We start from the raw sequence: 16324 nt of genomic DNA on the forward strand, positions 1-16324 counted from the left end.
CTCATAAGTCTTGCAGTGTCCCGGTGAATTTCCAAACAAAGGCGCCATCGACTCGACTTACATCGATTGTTTCAGGCGTCATGTTATCAACTTGCTGAAGTATGTTCATAAGCTTGATGTAGCTGTCTACATCTTGGCCGCTGATTGCAAACAGCCACTTCTTGACCGTTAACTGAGGAACGCTTTCCAGGTTCTTATCCTTCAACCCTTCAATAGTGCTCTTTCGCTCCGTCTTAGTCGTAACAGTGACTCCGAACTCCAGGTTTTCTGCGAGGAATATGTCCACCAGAGTGTGCTGACGCATACCGCGAGTTTTCAGGAACGCTTCAATGTCCTGAATGCCTCGGTCTCCCAGGCTGATCTTATGGCTGGCATTCGCCTGCTTGAAGTCCGAGGAGAAGAAGACATTACCCTTGCCGGCCAGCGCGTCCTTGATGCCCTTGAGATTACCGCCGTCCCGCTTCCAGGCCGTGCGAAGCTCTCTGAGGTTCTCGCTATTGAACGAAATACCCTGAAGCTCCCAGCCTTCCTCACGGATTGGCATCGTGCTACTCAACACGTAGACGTGCTTGAGGGAGTTGATGAGGTTCTTTTGATTGAACTCGTCGCGTAACCAGCCAACCTCTTCCTCTCTGGCTTTCGCCAGGATTTCATCGTCCGTTGGGCCCTTTTTGATGCCGGCCAGGCGTGCTTTCTCAGCCGCCTCAGCCTCCATCGCTTCGAGCGCCATTTGCTCTTCATATTCGCGCTGACGGATCTGGTCGGTGTACTTCCAATACCCCCCACCGCCAACCAGCATGATGCCGATGATCGCGCCCAGAATCGTGGTGTTAGAAACGCCCACCAGGTTCTTTAGCTTGAGGTTATCGCCCGGTGGCGTAGTCTCAAGCAAGTCGAGGGGACTGATATTCTCTACAACACGGCCAATCGATAGCGTTTGGGCGACCTCTTCGGTCATCACAAGACGCATGTAGTCGAGCTGGTAGTCTTCCGCGAGATCGTTGAACAGCCGTCTGACCTCAGAGTCCGACGCAACTGCGTCATGCCCTGGCAATACACGGCCATTGTCTGTCACGCACAACCAGTAGAGGTCTTCACTCAACCGGTCGATTGCGATCATGGAAGGGGAGATGTTGGCCAGCTGTGCAGCACCAGCCAGAATCACCCCTTTGACTTTCTTCTGAGCAAGACCGGCTTGGTGGATTACCTGCCCATCACCGGTGTTGATCGTCCTCAGAAGCCCCAGGGGGCTCTTGCGAGCCTTGGCCAGGGTTCTGGCAGCCAGCAGGGGATCACTGCCTGAGAGAGGGTTCCACTCAAGCCCAATGATGTACCGCTGGCCACCTACCTCGAGAATTTGCTCCATGAGGAATCTCTTATTTCTGCATGATGTAAGGAGTCAGCACGATCATGGTCATGATCTTGCGCTTGCCGCCTTTCTGGGTACCGCCGAGGAACCAGGAGTAACGACCCAGCATCGAACCGATCTGTGCAGTGTTCTCGGTACGCTCAAGGCCGGCGATCATCAACGGCTCACCACTGTGAACAGCAACCAATTGTTGGTATTTGTTCGTCGAGCGGTTTGGCAGCTGGATCTTGCCCTGCTGCTCGGTGCCGTACTCATCGATGGAGTTGATCCGCGAAGAGTCGACAGCGAAGTTCATCATCACGCGACCGTCCGAGAGGATCCTTGGGAGAATCATCATCGAGAAGCCTTGGCTGGTCTTGCCAGGGGTCAGAGAGGACTGAGGGTTCACGTTCTCGCCCTGGGTCACAGTCACCTGTGCAAGGTAGCCGATCTCGTCCATCTGCTGGAACGGAGTAGCTTGGCCGTTCATGGCGTAGATGGTCGACGAAGTCACCAGGCTGGCGTTCTTGTTCGTGCGCAGCAGGTTCACCGCCGCATCAGCTTTGGTGAATTGGTTGTTGTTCGTCGTGTCGCGGTTGCCTTTACCGATGGTCAGCTTACCGCCATCGACGCCAATGTTCAGGATGCCTTTCCAGTCGTACAGCGCAGTAATGCTGCTGTCGAAGTCGCCGTTTTCATCGGAGGTGATCTCGAACACGTCAGCCTTCACAGCAATTTGCTTGCTGGAGATGTTGTTGATGCTCTTGATGAACTCAGCAACACGAGTCTGTACCTGAGGGGTATCCGTGACCGTGATGGTGCCCACGGCTTCAGCGAAGGCCAGTTTGCCGCTCTCACTGAGGATCGTGTTGAGCGACTTCTCAAGCGACTCCCAGGCGCCGTCAGGCTTGATCTCGCTCTTGGTGCTGTGAACCGAGCTACCGGTCTTGTCATCACCAGAGGCGAGGTCGGACTTCATCTCGGCTTCGAATTCGGTCTTGCCAGGCGTGATGTCCAAAACATAGGTCTTGGTTTCATTACGCTTGATCACGATCTCGCCGTGTTCCCAGCGCCAGAACAAGCCTGTTTTGCCAGAGATCACGTCAAGAAGCTGTGCGACCGAGCCTTTGAAGTCCAGGGTAAATTTGGTGTCAGAGGCCAGGGACGAACCGGTCGACATTTGACCGAAAACGCTGGACTCAGCATTCCCGCCAGGGATTACTGCTGGAGCGTCAGACTTTTCGTTCGCTGGATCGCCGCCACTATTGGTCGTCCTCGAGGTGTACTCGATGGCATCCTGGGTCAGAATGATCTTCACGCCGAGGTCGACGCTGAGCATCGTGACCAGTTCGCCGACAGAAATCGGGTCGATCTGCTTGAACGATACAGTGCGCTTCAGGACTGCAGGCGCGTTCTGTACGTCGGAAATCTTGAAGGCTTCGCCACCCAACCAAATATCGTCGGTCTCGAGCACGGAAGATTTTTTGACTGCGCGGTTCTTGGCGATTTCCTTTTTAACCCCGCCCATGTCGTCACGGACGGTGTCATAGGATTTGTCGACCACGGAGCAGCCGGCCAGGAGCATGGCAGTAGACAGCGCTGAGAGGGTGGCGATCTTCTTGATTGTCATTCTTCGGTACCTTGAGCCTTATAGAGATTCATCAACTTCAACGCGGTCAGCTTTTTCGGCCTTGTAGCCAGCTTCCCCGATGACAACCACGTGGTTTCCGCTGTAGAAGTGCCCGATCAGAGGGGTCTCACGGTTGCTTGTCGCATTCAGCAGGCGGTCAACAACGCCACCTTTGCCCGAGAACTGGCCAACCATGGTGGCCGGATGGTCGATTGGGTAATCGACCATGGTCGACGACCAGTCAACCTGCCATCCAGCTTGCTTGCCCCATGCGATCAGGTTTTCACGCAGCGATATGCCCGACTTCAGCTGCCAAACGTTGGTGCCTGGCTGAATCAGCTGGTTGGCCATGGCAGGGGAGAAGGACACAGCGAGACGCTTGGCCTGCTCGTTCATGCCGATGGTCATGTTGTGGTTGTTGCCAATTTGTTTGATCGCATCACGCCAGTCGCGAGCACCTTTCCAGGAGACCTGGCGCACTTCAGTGCCCGGCTCATAGATCACTGTCCACGAAGAACGGTCTGGCACGAGGTTTTCCAGCGCCACGGATAGCGGAACGCTCTTCCCGTACAGGGAGCCACCCTCAAGCGATGTGACAGGCGCCTTGATCGTCGCAGGAATAACCGTCGCCGTTACGGGCGCTACAGGTGCCGGAGCAACGGGCGTAGGTGCTACTGCCACAGGGGCAATTTTCGGCAATTGTTTGATCGGGGCAGGCGCGGAAACAGCCGGCTGAACAGCGGATCGCAGAACAGGGGAGATATACAGCTCAGCGCTTGCCTGTTGAGCACAAACCAGAGCGGCCAACGCGGCAGCAATCATACTTAACTTGTGGGCCATTCCGGATGTCCTCTTATTTAATTGGCTCATAGTATTATGTAAGTTGAAATAAGCAAAGTTCATTTTTGCATAGCAATTGGCCTTCTCCACGGAGATCTAATGCCTCTTCGCTCACCAACTATCCAACGACGGACAATGCGACCCATCATCATGATGTTGATTCCCTTCTTCGACAGATACCAAAGAAAGATAACCATGAATAGAAAGAGATAGAGCGTCCACATCCTCGGGTGCATCATCAGCAGCAGAAGAGGGTAAACAATCTGGGCATCAATAGGCCCGAGGCGAGCACGGCGAGTTACGTAGTGAGCGACCATGATTAAAACCCCACCTCTGCAGCGTTCGACTTGTGAAAGTCCAGCACTTGCGCCATTTCCTCATCCGAAATCCAGCCCTTTGCATGTAGCTTTAGGGCGGAGACGTAGAAGCTTTGTCCGTGGGTCTGGCTGAGAACGTAGGCCGTTTTCTTGAGGTTGTCCGAGTCAGCCAGGGCCTGCAAGAGCTCTGGATCAAGGGCCAGGAACTCGCGGACGGCGACTTTTTTGCCATCTTTGCGGGTCAGCAAAAACTGCGAGACGACCAGCACGTTATGCAGCCTTGGCAGTTGCGATTTGTCGATCAACTCGCAATAGCGCTCCAGTGACGAAGCCACTGAATATGCATGCAATTCCGCAATAGCTTTAGTGCCAGACAAAGCAATTTGAGTCGACCAGTTGCCCTTGGCTTTATCACGAATTTCACCCAAAAAGATAACATCCGGGTCGTTTGCCATCGCCGCACGAATTAGTCGCTGATATGGATCTCTTGCGACTTCGATGGAGATGACACTGCCTGAATCAGCATCGTTATAATCATAGCGATTTGATACATCAATCGCCCTATGCCAGGCATTCGCCTTACTGCATTCAACCATCAGGTTTGTGGCAGTTGTGGTAATTCCTGAGAACCCAGTGCCGCCAACCAGGATCAGCCCAACTGGGTACTTGCTGGCCAACTCAAGAAGTTCAGGTTCGATATACGTGTGATCGTAATTAGCCATCTTAAATGAGCTCTTTTTTCGTAGCGTTGTAGTTCAGCTCCATGCGCTTGAACGTCTCCTCGCTGATGATCCCGTCCTTAAATTTCTGGTAGGCATCGGCAACCATCGGCTTGCCCTTTGACTCCACAAGCTTGAAGGCTTCAGCCGCCATATCCTTGGCAGCAAGCAGGCGCTCTTTGTCTTCCTGGTCGAACGCGCAGATTTCCCTGCACGCTGTACGCCGGCCATCCACGGTCGGAATCAGACGCTGGGCCATTATCAAGCTCATCGGCTGCAGGACGTCGAGCTTTGCCTGGGTCTGCATGTTGCCTGGATATGCGTATACGAGACGCTGGAACGTTGAAGGGATGTCATTCGCGTGCACGGTCGAGAACACGGTGTGGCCCGTCATAGAGGCTGACAGAGCCGCCTGTACGGTCTCGAAGTCACGAGCCTCACCTACCAGGATCACGTTAGGCGCCATACGTAGGGAGTTTTTAACGCCGTGGTAGAAGCTTTCCACGTCGAGACCTACCTGCATCTGGGTGATCAATGCGGTTGGTGTGTCGACCTCGTCGTACACGAATTCGATAGGCTCTTCGATTGTCACGAAGTTGGTGTGGCTGTTCGGGCCTTCAACACGATCTCGAAGAATTGCGCCAAGGGCCGTGGACTTACCGTTACCGGTGGCCCCGACCATCAGGATCAGGCCCTGGTCGAGGTTACGGGTGACCTCGATGATTTCCTTCTCGATTCCGTACTTCTCCCAGTGGGGAGGGGTCGACGGAATGGTACGCATCGTGATCGTGAGGCTGTTTCGACTATTTCGCAGGCAGCCCACGGCGTTTACCCGGAAACGGTACCGCGTGCGCAGGTACTCATCGCCTTTCTGCTGTTCGACATAAAACTCGTAGGAGGTGTCGATAGGCTTGGCGGCGCCGAGCATGGAAGGGGCGTTGATGTTGTAGATCTGGCCCAGCAGGCTCTGGACTTCGTTATCACTGAGCCGGCGATTGGTCAGCTTGTACTTGCGGCCATAACGAGAGACCCATACCTCACCGCTTCCGAGAAGGAACATGTCGGATCCGCCGATTTCAACCATGTGCTTGAGCAGCATGTTGACGGTGTCCAGGGAGTCCGCACGAGGCGGCACTTCAATTCGAAAATCTTCCACGGTGAAGGCCTTTTGTTTTTATTTTTATAGGCTCGGGCGTATCGGTGTAGCGGTAAAACAGGTGTAACTGGCAATTAATTGCCATTGTTTATCGCACGAACCTCATCAGGTGTTCTGTAACCGGCGCGTGGATCAAGGTTTAGCGGTACCCAGTCGTTTTCGTTGCCGTTGAACGCTGCCGGCGCTGTAATCGCGAAGGCACGCTGGTTCAAGTGCATGCTGCTGCCCTGGTTAACCCGGTTTCTGTACTGCGATGCCACGTAGGATGGAGTCATGCTGCCCGATTTCACCAGGCGCAGGTATTTGGCCATCCCTACGAAGTCGGTACCCAGGTTACGCACTCGCGCAGCCATTTCAGCGTTGGCCTGGAGGATGCCAGCTTCCCAGCCCTCTGCGGCCCAGTCAGACCACTGCTGTTGCTCTGCTGGTGTTTTTGGGAGCAAAGCACCAACCGGCTTAGAGACGTCCACGGGCAGATCGATCATCAGGTACTCACGCCAATCAGGCGGGTTGGTCACCAGGCGTGATTTCTTCAAGATCTGGTAGTACTTACCCGAGACCAGGATCCGGTTGTTGTCATCGGAGTGTGAAGTCACGTCATCCGACTCAATGACCACTGGCGGCAGGAAATACAGAGACTTCTCACCAGGAGTGGCCAGGCGCATCAAGTCTTTAAAGACCCAAAGGTTGTCCAGGCTCTTGGCCTCGGCGTTCCAACCCATGCGCAGATCATTCATGGTCTTCACGTAAGCATGCTGAGCACCGAAGGCCATAGCGGCATCGTGCATCGCCTTAAGCCGCTTGTTCGCCATGTCGTCATCGCCAGCCATCGCCATGCCAGGGGAGTAGTGCAGCCCCTGAAGCTCTTGCAGCGACATACCACCAGACTGAACGCCCGGCACCATTTCAGCGAACGCAGAGGTAGAGCCGATCATCAGACCGATTGCAATTGCCAAGGGCTTAAGCATGCTCAACCTCATTTTTTGTAGACCAAGACCATACGCGGAGGCGTGCTTTCTTCGTGGATCTCAATACGCACGGCAGTACCGGACTGAACGCCAAGCTCTTTCAGGGCTTCGTTCAGAGGCACCTGATTGATACCGATGGTCACCCATGGCTCGTTAGGCGTGCGCTCGCCCAGGGTGCGGAACTTGTAGCCGGCAACCTGTGCCAACGCGGCTGCAGCCTTGCTCACAGGGCCGGTATAGGCGAACTGCGAGATCTTCTCGAAACCAAGTGGCACATGAGCTGACTGGAACTCACGCTGTGCGATCTGCTCCTTGGTCAGGCTTGGCGCGGTGGTGGCATCAGAAATTTTGGCCAGCAGGCGAAGCTCATCACGAGCCTCGACAGCAACCGCACGCATCTCCGTAATGGGGTCAGCCGGAGGCGTAACCATGACGTTCGTAGCCCGAATGGTTTGATTCGATGCGCATCCGGACAGTGCAATTGCAGCTGTGATCGACGAAATCAGGAAGCGAAGTTTCATTATTATGTTCACCTTGAAGAGCTACAAACTCTCTCTTGTCAATAGCCGCAATATTAGGGGATAGAGAACTATCCAGCAACCGAGATTTTTGCGGGGTCAATTAAGTCCGCATGCTCCTTGATTAATCTATCGACAAGAACATCAAACAGGTTGAGATCTTCATCTCCGGATTCTAGATCAGCCGCGTTTTCCGCCAGGATTTTCTGGATATCCGCTTTAGCGGAACCTTTTGGATACGCTTTTGATAGCACTTTAAGTGCATTACTCAAACCAATTCGGTCAGACATCCTTTTACGCAAAGATACGTCTGTCGGGGTTGTTGAGTACGCCCAGATCTCGGTAGGGCCGAGCGTCAAACGCAGCACCTGTTCGATCTTCGGGGCCGTCTCCGACGTCAGCTGGCCGATGTACAGCATGCTGGAGCCTTCAGGGCCAGGGCCCGTCAGCCAGCGGTTCATGTACTTGATGGCGTCCTCGGATGGTGCGAAACGCGCTCTGATCTCGTTGAGCGACATCTCGGAAATACCCTTGGACAGGATGATGATGTTGTTAACCAACTTCACCATCGAGTCATCGAAGTCTTCCAGCAACTGAGAGAGCAACGACACGTGAACGTCGTATTTACGGCCTTCACGAATGTCAATTGCAGCTTGTTTACGAACTGCTGGCACTGCACTAGTACGGTGGAATTCGTCCATGCAGAACTTTTTAGGAACTGCTTCATCGCGCTCAATGATTTTACGGTGATAGCTTTTGTACTCTTCCGGAATTTCCGGAATCGTATAGATGGCCTTTCGATAGAAGTCTTTCGAAAGAATCTGGCGACCCAGCAAATACATTACAGCGGTCTTTTTCTCCGCTTGTGCAGAGCCATCACGCGCAACGCTCATCAGGTCGATGGACACGATTCGCGCCTCGCCCAGGAAGAACACGGTCGGCTGCGACAATATTGGGAAATCGTTTACCGATGAGGTGATCATCGTTTGCAGGTACTTGATCAGCGATTCCTGGCCGTTGTCGACCATCGACTCGCCATACACGTCCTTAATGCTGCTCGACCTGGCAAGAACGGCGGTCGCATCGTTGAGCGTCGGCACAGCGAAGCGCTGAGCCAACGTCGCCTCATGCGATAGCCCCTTCAGGTGAAGGATACGAACCAACTTCCACCAGCTGACACCGTCATGCAGCTTAAGGTTGTGAGCCTCAATGGCCTCATCGACCTTAGGTACTAGCCCGCGCTCGTAGATGTTCGGGTTCTTCTCCTCGGAGAAGTACTCGTACATGGCGTCCACAAGGTTGGATACCAGCTCAGAGAGCCTTCCAGGAGCTTCCTTGCCTGCCGGGGTGCAGAGCAGGGTCATCATGTTGACCACAAACTCACGGTCAACCTTCAGCGGGATCTGACAGCCCAGTGGGGTGTCGAAGAAGTTAACCGCGTAGCGACGATCCATTTCCAGGCGGAAGGACTGTGCAAGGTGCTTCTGGTTCGGCGGCAGGGCATCACGCACCATGTCCACGAACATCGCACTGGAGAAGCCGATGTCGAGGATACCGATACGCGGCAGGATCTCGTTACCAGGCCGTGTGATCAAACCCATGTTGGCCGCAGCCAGATAGAACGACTTACCGAAACCTGGTGGTGCGAACACGAGCTCCATGTTCGCGTTCTGCAGGTTGGAGCCTGGCAGGTACGGGAACACCTTCTCGTCGATTGTCCGGTACAGCATTGTCCCGTCCGCCCACGGCGATACAGGACGGGTTAGCGGTGCCAGGCCGAGTGCCTCAGTAACCGTGAAGGGGATCGGAGTCGCAAGGTGGTTCGCAGAGAAGCCGGGAAGGGTGTTAAACCAGGCCTCGATGGCATCGCCACGCTCTTCGATGATCTGGAGCTGGCCCCAGGCCTCGACCGCAGATTTGAGCTTGGAGCGGTTACGGCGGGTATCTTCCAGCGAGCGGCCCCAGGTGGAGAACGTGATCTGGCCAGAAACCAGGGTGTTGTCCGTCGCAGCTTGAAGCAGGATCTCTGCAGCATCGCGAATGAGCGCGTTCTCACTGGACGCGAACGCCACGAATGAAGCGAACGTCTTGCGCTTGGAGATCATCGATTTGATGCGCTCGTGGCCAGAGTCGATAACAAGCGACATCTGCCACGGCACGTTACGGTCAATCGAACCGAACAGATCCGCGAAAGGCTTAGGATCCTGTGGACGCTGGTCAACCATCAACGGGGCAATGACCCAGTCACCGATGTCCACCAGGGTGCTGTCCTTCTCATGAGTCTTAGGCTCACGCGTGAACAGTTGATGACTTACCTCTGGCCACAGCAGGTGCGATAGATCGCCAGCCGCTGGAACCTCTTCAACAAGCCTGTTGGATGGAGACTGATCGCCGAACAGCGTAGCTTTCCACTGGTCGCTGGTATCGAACTGGGTGATCTGCTTTTTGATGAGGTGGACGAACTGGTGCGCATCCATTTCACCGATGGAGATCTTCTCCTGAAGCTTGGAAATGACCTGGGTAGTAAAACCCGAGTGAATCATTTCAAGGCCCGGCATCTCGATGTTCGGCGACTGAGCCATTGCACCTGGCTTCAGACTGCCGTTTTTGAGGCTGTTAGCCGCCCGCTCTTTACCAGATTCCTTGAGGATGTCCGGGTGCAAGGCAGAAGGGTAGGTGGTGATCACCAGGTGACAGGTTTCCAAAACTGTCTTGCGCTCAAGGAGAGAACCGCGTTCGGTAATCATCCCCTCAAGGTCAAGGTTCAGCTTGGTCATCGTTTGGATGGCGCCCCTGATCGACTTACGCAGCGCTTCCTTCGAGTTCATTGGGTCTCGGCGGAAGATGAACTGCAGGCGATGGCCAGGCCTGGACAAGCCGGAGGATAGGCCGTTGACCATCGACTCCAGTTGCTGCAGGAAGGCGTTCTCACCAACGATCCCGAAGGTACCCTTGATCTCATAGATCGACATGAGACCGCCTTCGCGAGTCACCAGGTTGTTCTTACCTGACGAGGTCTCGATTTGGCAGTAATTCATGACGTTGTTTTTGAGGACTTTGCTGATCCAGCTGGAAATCGTGTACCCGATACTCATTGCGCTTCCCCTTGGTCAGCTACGAGATTTAAAGATTTGCTCAACAGCTCAGCCACGAGCTTCTCTCGCGCATCTGGGTCAAGCACCAGGTCTGCCGGGTAGTCGGAGATCTGGTCAAAAGCACCAAGGGCCTTGAGCGAAAGCGCATTCGCCTCAAGAGCCTTGACCAACATGAAACTGGTACTGGCTTCGCAGTTTCCTTTCAGCGCCAGGAAGGACTCATCAAAGCTGTGCATGCTCAGGCTCCTTCGCAAGCGGTGGAATCATGCCCAGCTCAAGCGCCAGCTTTGCAGCTCGCTCCCGCTGGCCATCGTTGAGGAACAGCAGCACACGACCTGAGCTGTAGGAGCCGACCACAAACCCTGCGTTGTGGAATGCAGCCGCAACACGACCACAAGCAGCACGGTCATAGGCCCTGATGTAGGCCCCCAGAGCCGTATTGCGCTTGTTTACGGGCGAGGCGAGGGCAACGTAGAGGTTTTCGAACAAAAGGCCCTCAGCGATGCCAAAGCCCGTTGCTTGGCAAAATTCAGGCAGATGCTCACGAATCGTGCCGGCACTCGTGCTCAGCGATTCGAATACCTTGACGACGGAGTACTCCAGAAGCTCTAGCAGTTCCGGCCAGGTCACCCAAACACGAGGATCTCTTGAGCCAGCACCGAAGGTCGCGAACGCCCGGTGAGAAGCCTCGTGGCTCATCACGGAAATGCGGAAGAACGTAGCCCTGGCATTATTCTTGAAATAATCACCGATCTTTTTGATGAACGTGTCGGTCAGAGCGATCTTCTTGCCGTCTCGGGTGCCGATGGTGAACTCACGGTTGATACCGTCGTTCTTCCACACGTTGCCAACCGGGTAGACCCTGGAGAGCAGCCATTGACCATAAGCATCCCGTGGGAAGCAGAAGGTAACCGGGCTGGAGCGATCCGGGCGCTTTACGCCGGTCATCGCTTGGTTCTCTTGCGTCGAGTGGTCGATCACCAGTTGAACCGCAGCCTGATCCAGGCCCTGAATCGGCTCATGCATCCCAGGCACGTGTAGCCTTGAGCTGAGTGCCTGGTGATAGCGGTAATTGAAGTTGGTCGGATCTACGCCAAAGAACGACAGCCCGGCCTGAGCGGTTCTGGTGAACAGCTTGGACAGGAATTTCGCGAGGTTTTTGTGATCGGTGATGCCGAATTCAGACTGAAGCAGTCTCAGGCTCGTCCTGAAATATTGGTCTTGGGTCAGATGACGCAGACGCAGAAGATTGAGCTCCTTAAAAATCGGGAACTCGAGATTGGTGACCCAAATGGTCTCGGTGCTTAGTTCGTGATAGCCCGCAACGTAAGTAGGATCACTACCATCGACAGAGCAAAATCCAGCACGCGGAGCCTTGGGGTCATCGAATATGCATACACCTATTGTTATTCTTTTCATATGCAATCGGACGCTGATCAATCATTGTCCGATCCTCCAAAATGAGGCCCTACAATCTCCATCTACGTGGAGTCATGATCACCGGGGCATGTTATAGATTTTCCGACCACTGCGCAAACTTCTCAGAGGCTTTCTTCATCCAGTCATCCGGGCCAAATTGTTTTGCATCTTGAACCCAGAGTTTTAAGTACGCGGTATAAGCCGACTTCTTTGGTAGCAAATAGACACCAGCAAGTGCTTTATCGCGAGCGAGATAATCTTCCTCTTTCATGCTGGACATGAAATCGCCCAAAACACTTGGATTTGAAGTGCCAATCACTTGTGTTGCGAGTATTTCACCGCGTTCTAGGCGAGAAAGAATTTGGGATGCCGTACTCTTAAGATCACCCCTGGCCAGCTCCTCGGCGATCCACAAGGTGCGCACGAGTTGGTTAAGCCCGCCCTGGTCGATTTCAGCCTCGTGCAGATAGATCAGAGAGCCACGATCCCTGGTGCCGGCAAACGCAATGTGGTGCGCCATATGGCAGAGGACGCAGGCCGTGATCAGGTTCTGCTCAGAGTGGTCGTCATGGTTGTCGTTCGCATGGTGGGTTTCGTTCTTCGGGTGTCTGAACCCGCAGAACTGGCAGGTGAAGTCATCACGTTTGAGGACAACCTGCCGTGCCGCACGGTAGACAGCGTCGGAGCCTGGAGGGGAGGGTTCATCGGAGCGGAAAGCCCCGCGTTTAACGGAGAGTCTGATTGGACGTAGATTCACTTTGATCACCTCATATGAAAAAGGGTGGCCAAAGCCACCCTTTTTTTAACACTGGCCTTAGATATCGGAGCCCTGTGTTTTCGTAACTGCCTTGTCACCTTCACCGGTCGCAACCGATTCAGTGAACAGACCCAGGAGCCACGGGATGATCATCAGGCCGGTACCCACGAACATGGCGATGATGCCCGTCTTGAGGTGACCCTGACCTTGCTGTTTGTTGTCTTTGTAGAAGTAGAACAGGCCAGCGGCGAACATGAAGAAGCCGACAACACCGAATACCAGCTTACCGATACCCAGAATGGCGTTGAGTTGGACTTTCCACTGACCGCCGACAGCAGCCATGTTTTGAGCAGCGCTCGCGTCACCGGCAAACATAGCCAGACTGGCACCGACAGCAACCGCCGTCAGCACAGCAGCATGCTTTTTGGACATATACATAGATAAAGCCCCTCTTTCTTATTGTTTTTATGCAGGTCTTTAGCAGAACTTCAATATAAGCTAAATCAAACTCTTTGTATTGGCAATAGGCATGTAAACAAAAAATCTGCTTACATGCCTTAGTTAACTAAATCAGTAAACTGATTCGATAACGCAATCACCAGCGTTCAAGTTTCCGGCGCCATCAAGACCTTTAACAACACCAACACCTGGCATGTTATCGCCGACCTTGTAGCTATTGAAATCACCGGCACTTGAGACCACACCGAACGACTTACCTGCGTCGTAAACGGCGTTCAGAGTGAATTTGCGGCACTGCGCTACCGGCGTTGGCTTCGCCTTAACCTCAGGCTTAGGCTGAACCTCACGCTTAACCGGCGCCTTCTTGGCCTCAGCCTTCGGCTCTGGCTTAGGCTCTGGCGCAGCCGCAGCCTTGGAAGAAGACGACCACTCTTCGGCCACGGTGTCGATGTAGTACTTGTCGCCGAGCAGCAGCAACGAGCCTTTCTCCAGGACTTCGGTGATCTTGAAGTTACCCTTCACGGTGCCGATGTTCTCACCCTTGAACATGGTGAACACGCGACCGTTCGAGACCTTCTTGACGATGGACATATCGCCATTTGGCGTCGTGTTGACCACCTGGAGCCCTGGGATACGCGTACGACCTTCGGTAAGCGGATTGGCAGGGGCCACCGCAGCAGGAGTATCGTTCGTTCCGGCTGGAGCCGCAGAAGGGGAGGTGGCTTGGGCGACGACGGGCTTAGCCGCAGGCTTGAGACTCTCTTTGATCTCAACGACCTGCTCAGACAGAACAATCTGCGCTTCGCGGGACTTCTCAACCACTTTAGAGAGCTTGCTGAGCGCCTGGGTGAGAGCAGCATTGTTTTTCTGCAGCTCTTCGGTCGTTTGCTGCTGTTCAGCAATTAGCTTCTTCAGCTCCTCCTCATGAGCAGACACCACCGGAGGCAGGGGTACCGGCACCGGAGCAACCTGTACAGCGACAGGAACGGTTTCAAAGCCCTGAGGTTTAACTTCAGTCAGGTTAAGCACCTGAGCAGCTGACTTCTCAGGAGTAACAACCGCTGGCTTAACCTCACGGGCCTCGGCAGAAACAACAGGTTCCTGCTGTCCGCCACCGAAGTCGACTTCCGGTGCTGGGTCGTGTTTAACCGGCGCCGGGGTGACTTCGCTGGAGGAGTCGGTCATGTCCTCGCTCATAGGCGGATTCGTGACCTTGTAAGCCGTGACACCGACGCCTACGACGCCCAGAACCGCTACACCACAGATCGCCATACCGAATGGGGTTTTCAGGAATGGCTTTGGCTGCGCTGGAACTTGGTTAGCCGGAGCGTTGTGCGCCTGGGTTTCGTCGTGTTGAGCCGATTGGTCAGGCTCGAAATCCGACACGGGCTCATCAGGGAAATGGTCATCAGACTGCAAAAACGCCTGATCATCATTTTGGGGCGTGTCGCTGTATTCATCGGCAAATTCAGCACCGAACTCGTCATGCTGGTTTTCAGCCGGAGTCGTTGGAATGTCAAACGGATCGTCTAATTCATTGGTACTCATGAGTACTCCAGCCAACAGCGTGTCAATTTATGGATATTAATCATCTTTGCAAGTCAATACAACAGAGGCCAAATGATTGGCCTCTATTGCCCTGGAGGCTACATTTCTTTGTCCAGATCGACTTCCTGCATGAACATGATGATGATGTTCTTGTTCGGCTCGACGGTCACTGTTGGTGGACGATCAAACTCTTTCTGGAAAATCGGAGACATTTTCCGGCCAATCTCACCGATACCCACTTTGACTTGCGACGAGGAATCCGGCAGAGGATCCTTCGTCTGAGACGAGGAGCCGTCCGTATTGGTCGTGGTTTGCGTGCCAGAGAGCGCATCGCCATAACCCTGAACGAAGGACGAGATGAAAAGCTTCGAGTAACGTTCAAAGGTGTGGTTGTCGACGCCATCAGCGATAGCCGAACGGTAGGTATCAGGATCCAGGGCAATCGCATTGACGTTGTAGCTACGTCCTTTGAGGCTCATGCTCGTAAAGGTCAACATGGCCTTTTCGCCGGTACGCTTCGGCTCACCGGTCAACACAGCGCCTTCCAGACGACCTTTCTCGATAGACACTGCACGGATCGGGCTGATCTCGTCAGTGTTAACTCCAATCTGGAGCACCGAGTAGAAGGTTTGGCCCACAGGGATCTTCCCGGTAGCGACCGGCGCCCTAACGGTAGCCTTGGCAATTCGCTCACTCGGGTAGTCCAGTTCGTCCTCAACCTCTTCCTCGTCCTCGACAGCCTGAACCGCACGTGTCTTCTTGTGGAGTGCCACCTGTGGCTGCTCGCCACGAAGAGAGCGTTGAGCGGAACCCTGAACAGGCTCGTTAACGTTGGAGTTGCCGGTCAGGTATTGCTCGTAGCCGCCACTCGAGGACGATCCGCCAGACGACCCGGATACTGACCCACGGGCGCCGGCTTTACCGCCAGCTTCGTTTGCCATGGCATCGTAGTTCGGAGTCGGCAGAGGTTTTGCAGCCTTCAAACCCGTGATCGCGGAAGACAATGCGGTCTCGTAGTCCGCGTACTGGGCTTTCTCAGCGTCCAGGAACGACTTCCAAGGGTTTTCCTGGAAGACAGTCTGGGATTGCCTGGCAGCCTGGCTTTGCTGCTCACGCTGCGAAGCCTCTTCGGTTTTACGACGCTCAGCCTTCAGCATGTCGAGCTTCGACTGCGCGGACTCAACCGGCTTAACGGGCTCTGGAGGCTTAACCGTCTCTTGATCCAGGCGTAACCGGATCTCGTCCACATGACTTGTGTTTTTCTTGAGCGCCGTTTCAGCACGGTTCTCTTCGTCTTGCTTGTAGATCTGGCCAACAGCCGATTTGTCGTCAAAACGGACTTTATCCAGCGGCTTGTCGCGACTGATTTCTTCTTTGGATGGCGGCAAGTTCAGCTTCGCAACACCATCGCTGTTGGTAGGGGCCCCAGAGCTGCCAAGGCGGATAAACGAGTAGCCAACCACTCCGACGATACCGACGACGGTAAGTCCAAGCATCATCCGGGCTTTGGGCGAGATGTTATTTTTAAGATTACCCAAGGTGCTCATTTA

At 54.3% G+C, this 16324-nt stretch carries 15 protein-coding genes; all 15 read right to left on the bottom strand.

The genetic code is table 11. The annotated features are described in order from the left end of the window. Position 1: 1 nt before the first annotated feature. Positions 2-1366 (bottom strand): hypothetical protein, encoded by a 1365-nt coding sequence (locus tag DKB71_RS35730; protein WP_408601320.1) that lies wholly within the window; start codon positions 1364-1366, stop codon positions 2-4. 10 nt (positions 1367-1376) lie between these two features. After that, positions 1377-2978 carry a hypothetical protein gene (locus DKB71_RS35735; protein WP_408601321.1) on the bottom strand — a complete coding sequence of 534 codons (1602 nt, stop codon included), beginning with the start codon at positions 2976-2978 and terminating at the stop codon, positions 1377-1379. An 18-nt stretch (positions 2979-2996) separates the two neighbouring features. Continuing rightward, complete coding sequence (locus DKB71_RS35740) at positions 2997-3908, bottom strand: toxin co-regulated pilus biosynthesis Q family protein (protein ID WP_408601322.1); 912 nt, start codon at positions 3906-3908, stop codon at positions 2997-2999. Continuing rightward, on the bottom strand, positions 3878-4135 hold the full coding sequence (gene icmT, locus DKB71_RS35745) for an IcmT/TraK family protein (protein ID WP_408601323.1): 258 nt from the start codon (positions 4133-4135) through the stop codon (positions 3878-3880). The genes DKB71_RS35740 and icmT overlap by 31 nt, the downstream gene beginning before the upstream one ends. Positions 4136-4137: 2 nt before the next feature. Beyond that, complete coding sequence (locus DKB71_RS35750; RefSeq protein ID WP_408601324.1) at positions 4138-4857, bottom strand: ATPase, T2SS/T4P/T4SS family; 720 nt, start codon at positions 4855-4857, stop codon at positions 4138-4140. Position 4858: 1 nt separating this feature from the next. Beyond that, positions 4859-6010 (bottom strand): type IV pilus twitching motility protein PilT, encoded by a 1152-nt coding sequence (locus DKB71_RS35755; protein WP_408601325.1) that lies wholly within the window; start codon positions 6008-6010, stop codon positions 4859-4861. A 74-nt stretch (positions 6011-6084) separates the two neighbouring features. Beyond that, the gene (locus tag DKB71_RS35760) at positions 6085-6978 is read right to left on the bottom strand and encodes a type IV secretory system conjugative DNA transfer family protein (protein ID WP_408601326.1); all 894 of its coding nucleotides are present in this window, start codon (positions 6976-6978) and stop codon (positions 6085-6087) included. Between the two features lie 8 nt (positions 6979-6986). Further along, a complete protein-coding gene (locus tag DKB71_RS35765) occupies positions 6987-7499 on the bottom strand; it encodes a DotD/TraH family lipoprotein (protein ID WP_408601327.1) in 513 nt (170 codons plus the stop codon). Positions 7500-7567: 68 nt separating this feature from the next. Next, positions 7568-10591 carry an ATP-binding protein gene (locus DKB71_RS35770; RefSeq protein ID WP_408601328.1) on the bottom strand — a complete coding sequence of 1008 codons (3024 nt, stop codon included), beginning with the start codon at positions 10589-10591 and terminating at the stop codon, positions 7568-7570. Next, complete coding sequence (locus DKB71_RS35775) at positions 10588-10827, bottom strand: hypothetical protein (protein WP_408601329.1); 240 nt, start codon at positions 10825-10827, stop codon at positions 10588-10590. The genes DKB71_RS35770 and DKB71_RS35775 overlap by 4 nt, the downstream gene beginning before the upstream one ends. Beyond that, entirely contained in the window at positions 10814-12010 is a 1197-nt protein-coding gene (locus DKB71_RS35780) for a hypothetical protein (RefSeq protein ID WP_408601330.1), read from the bottom strand. Before DKB71_RS35780 ends, DKB71_RS35775 begins: the two co-directional genes overlap by 14 nt. 91 nt (positions 12011-12101) lie before the next feature. After that, positions 12102-12767 (bottom strand): HNH endonuclease, encoded by a 666-nt coding sequence (locus DKB71_RS35785; RefSeq protein ID WP_408601331.1) that lies wholly within the window; start codon positions 12765-12767, stop codon positions 12102-12104. 57 nt (positions 12768-12824) lie between these two features. Further along, positions 12825-13205, bottom strand: a complete 381-nt coding sequence (locus tag DKB71_RS35790; RefSeq protein WP_408601332.1) for a hypothetical protein — start codon at positions 13203-13205, stop codon at positions 12825-12827. A gap of 132 nt (positions 13206-13337) precedes the next feature. Then, positions 13338-14774 (bottom strand): hypothetical protein, encoded by a 1437-nt coding sequence (locus DKB71_RS35795; protein WP_408601333.1) that lies wholly within the window; start codon positions 14772-14774, stop codon positions 13338-13340. A gap of 98 nt (positions 14775-14872) precedes the next feature. Then, entirely contained in the window at positions 14873-16321 is a 1449-nt protein-coding gene (locus tag DKB71_RS35800; RefSeq protein ID WP_408601334.1) for a DotG/IcmE/VirB10 family protein, read from the bottom strand. Positions 16322-16324: the final 3 nt, after the last annotated feature.

The organism is Pseudomonas sp. PLMAX (genome assembly GCF_046042685.1).
Classification (GTDB): domain Bacteria; phylum Pseudomonadota; class Gammaproteobacteria; order Pseudomonadales; family Pseudomonadaceae; genus Aquipseudomonas; species Aquipseudomonas putida_AE.

Bases quoted from the DNA above. Each gene is read 5' to 3' on its own strand.
- DKB71_RS35750 (WP_408601324.1), bottom strand. From the start codon at position 4,857: ATGGCTAATTACGATCACACGTATATCGAACCTGAACTTCTTGAGTTG.
- DKB71_RS35800 (WP_408601334.1), bottom strand. From the start codon at position 16,321: ATGAGCACCTTGGGTAATCTTAAAAATAACATCTCGCCCAAAGCCCGG.
- icmT (WP_408601323.1), bottom strand. From the start codon at position 4,135: ATGGTCGCTCACTACGTAACTCGCCGTGCTCGCCTCGGGCCTATTGAT.
- DKB71_RS35735 (WP_408601321.1), bottom strand. From the start codon at position 2,978: ATGACAATCAAGAAGATCGCCACCCTCTCAGCGCTGTCTACTGCCATG.
- DKB71_RS35765 (WP_408601327.1), bottom strand. From the start codon at position 7,499: ATGAAACTTCGCTTCCTGATTTCGTCGATCACAGCTGCAATTGCACTG.
- DKB71_RS35760 (WP_408601326.1), bottom strand. From the start codon at position 6,978: ATGCTTAAGCCCTTGGCAATTGCAATCGGTCTGATGATCGGCTCTACC.
- DKB71_RS35770 (WP_408601328.1), bottom strand. From the start codon at position 10,591: ATGAGTATCGGGTACACGATTTCCAGCTGGATCAGCAAAGTCCTCAAA.
- DKB71_RS35780 (WP_408601330.1), bottom strand. From the start codon at position 12,010: ATGAAAAGAATAACAATAGGTGTATGCATATTCGATGACCCCAAGGCT.
- DKB71_RS35790 (WP_408601332.1), bottom strand. From the start codon at position 13,205: ATGTATATGTCCAAAAAGCATGCTGCTGTGCTGACGGCGGTTGCTGTC.
- DKB71_RS35775 (WP_408601329.1), bottom strand. From the start codon at position 10,827: ATGCACAGCTTTGATGAGTCCTTCCTGGCGCTGAAAGGAAACTGCGAA.
- DKB71_RS35795 (WP_408601333.1), bottom strand. From the start codon at position 14,774: ATGAGTACCAATGAATTAGACGATCCGTTTGACATTCCAACGACTCCG.
- DKB71_RS35730 (WP_408601320.1), bottom strand. From the start codon at position 1,366: ATGGAGCAAATTCTCGAGGTAGGTGGCCAGCGGTACATCATTGGGCTT.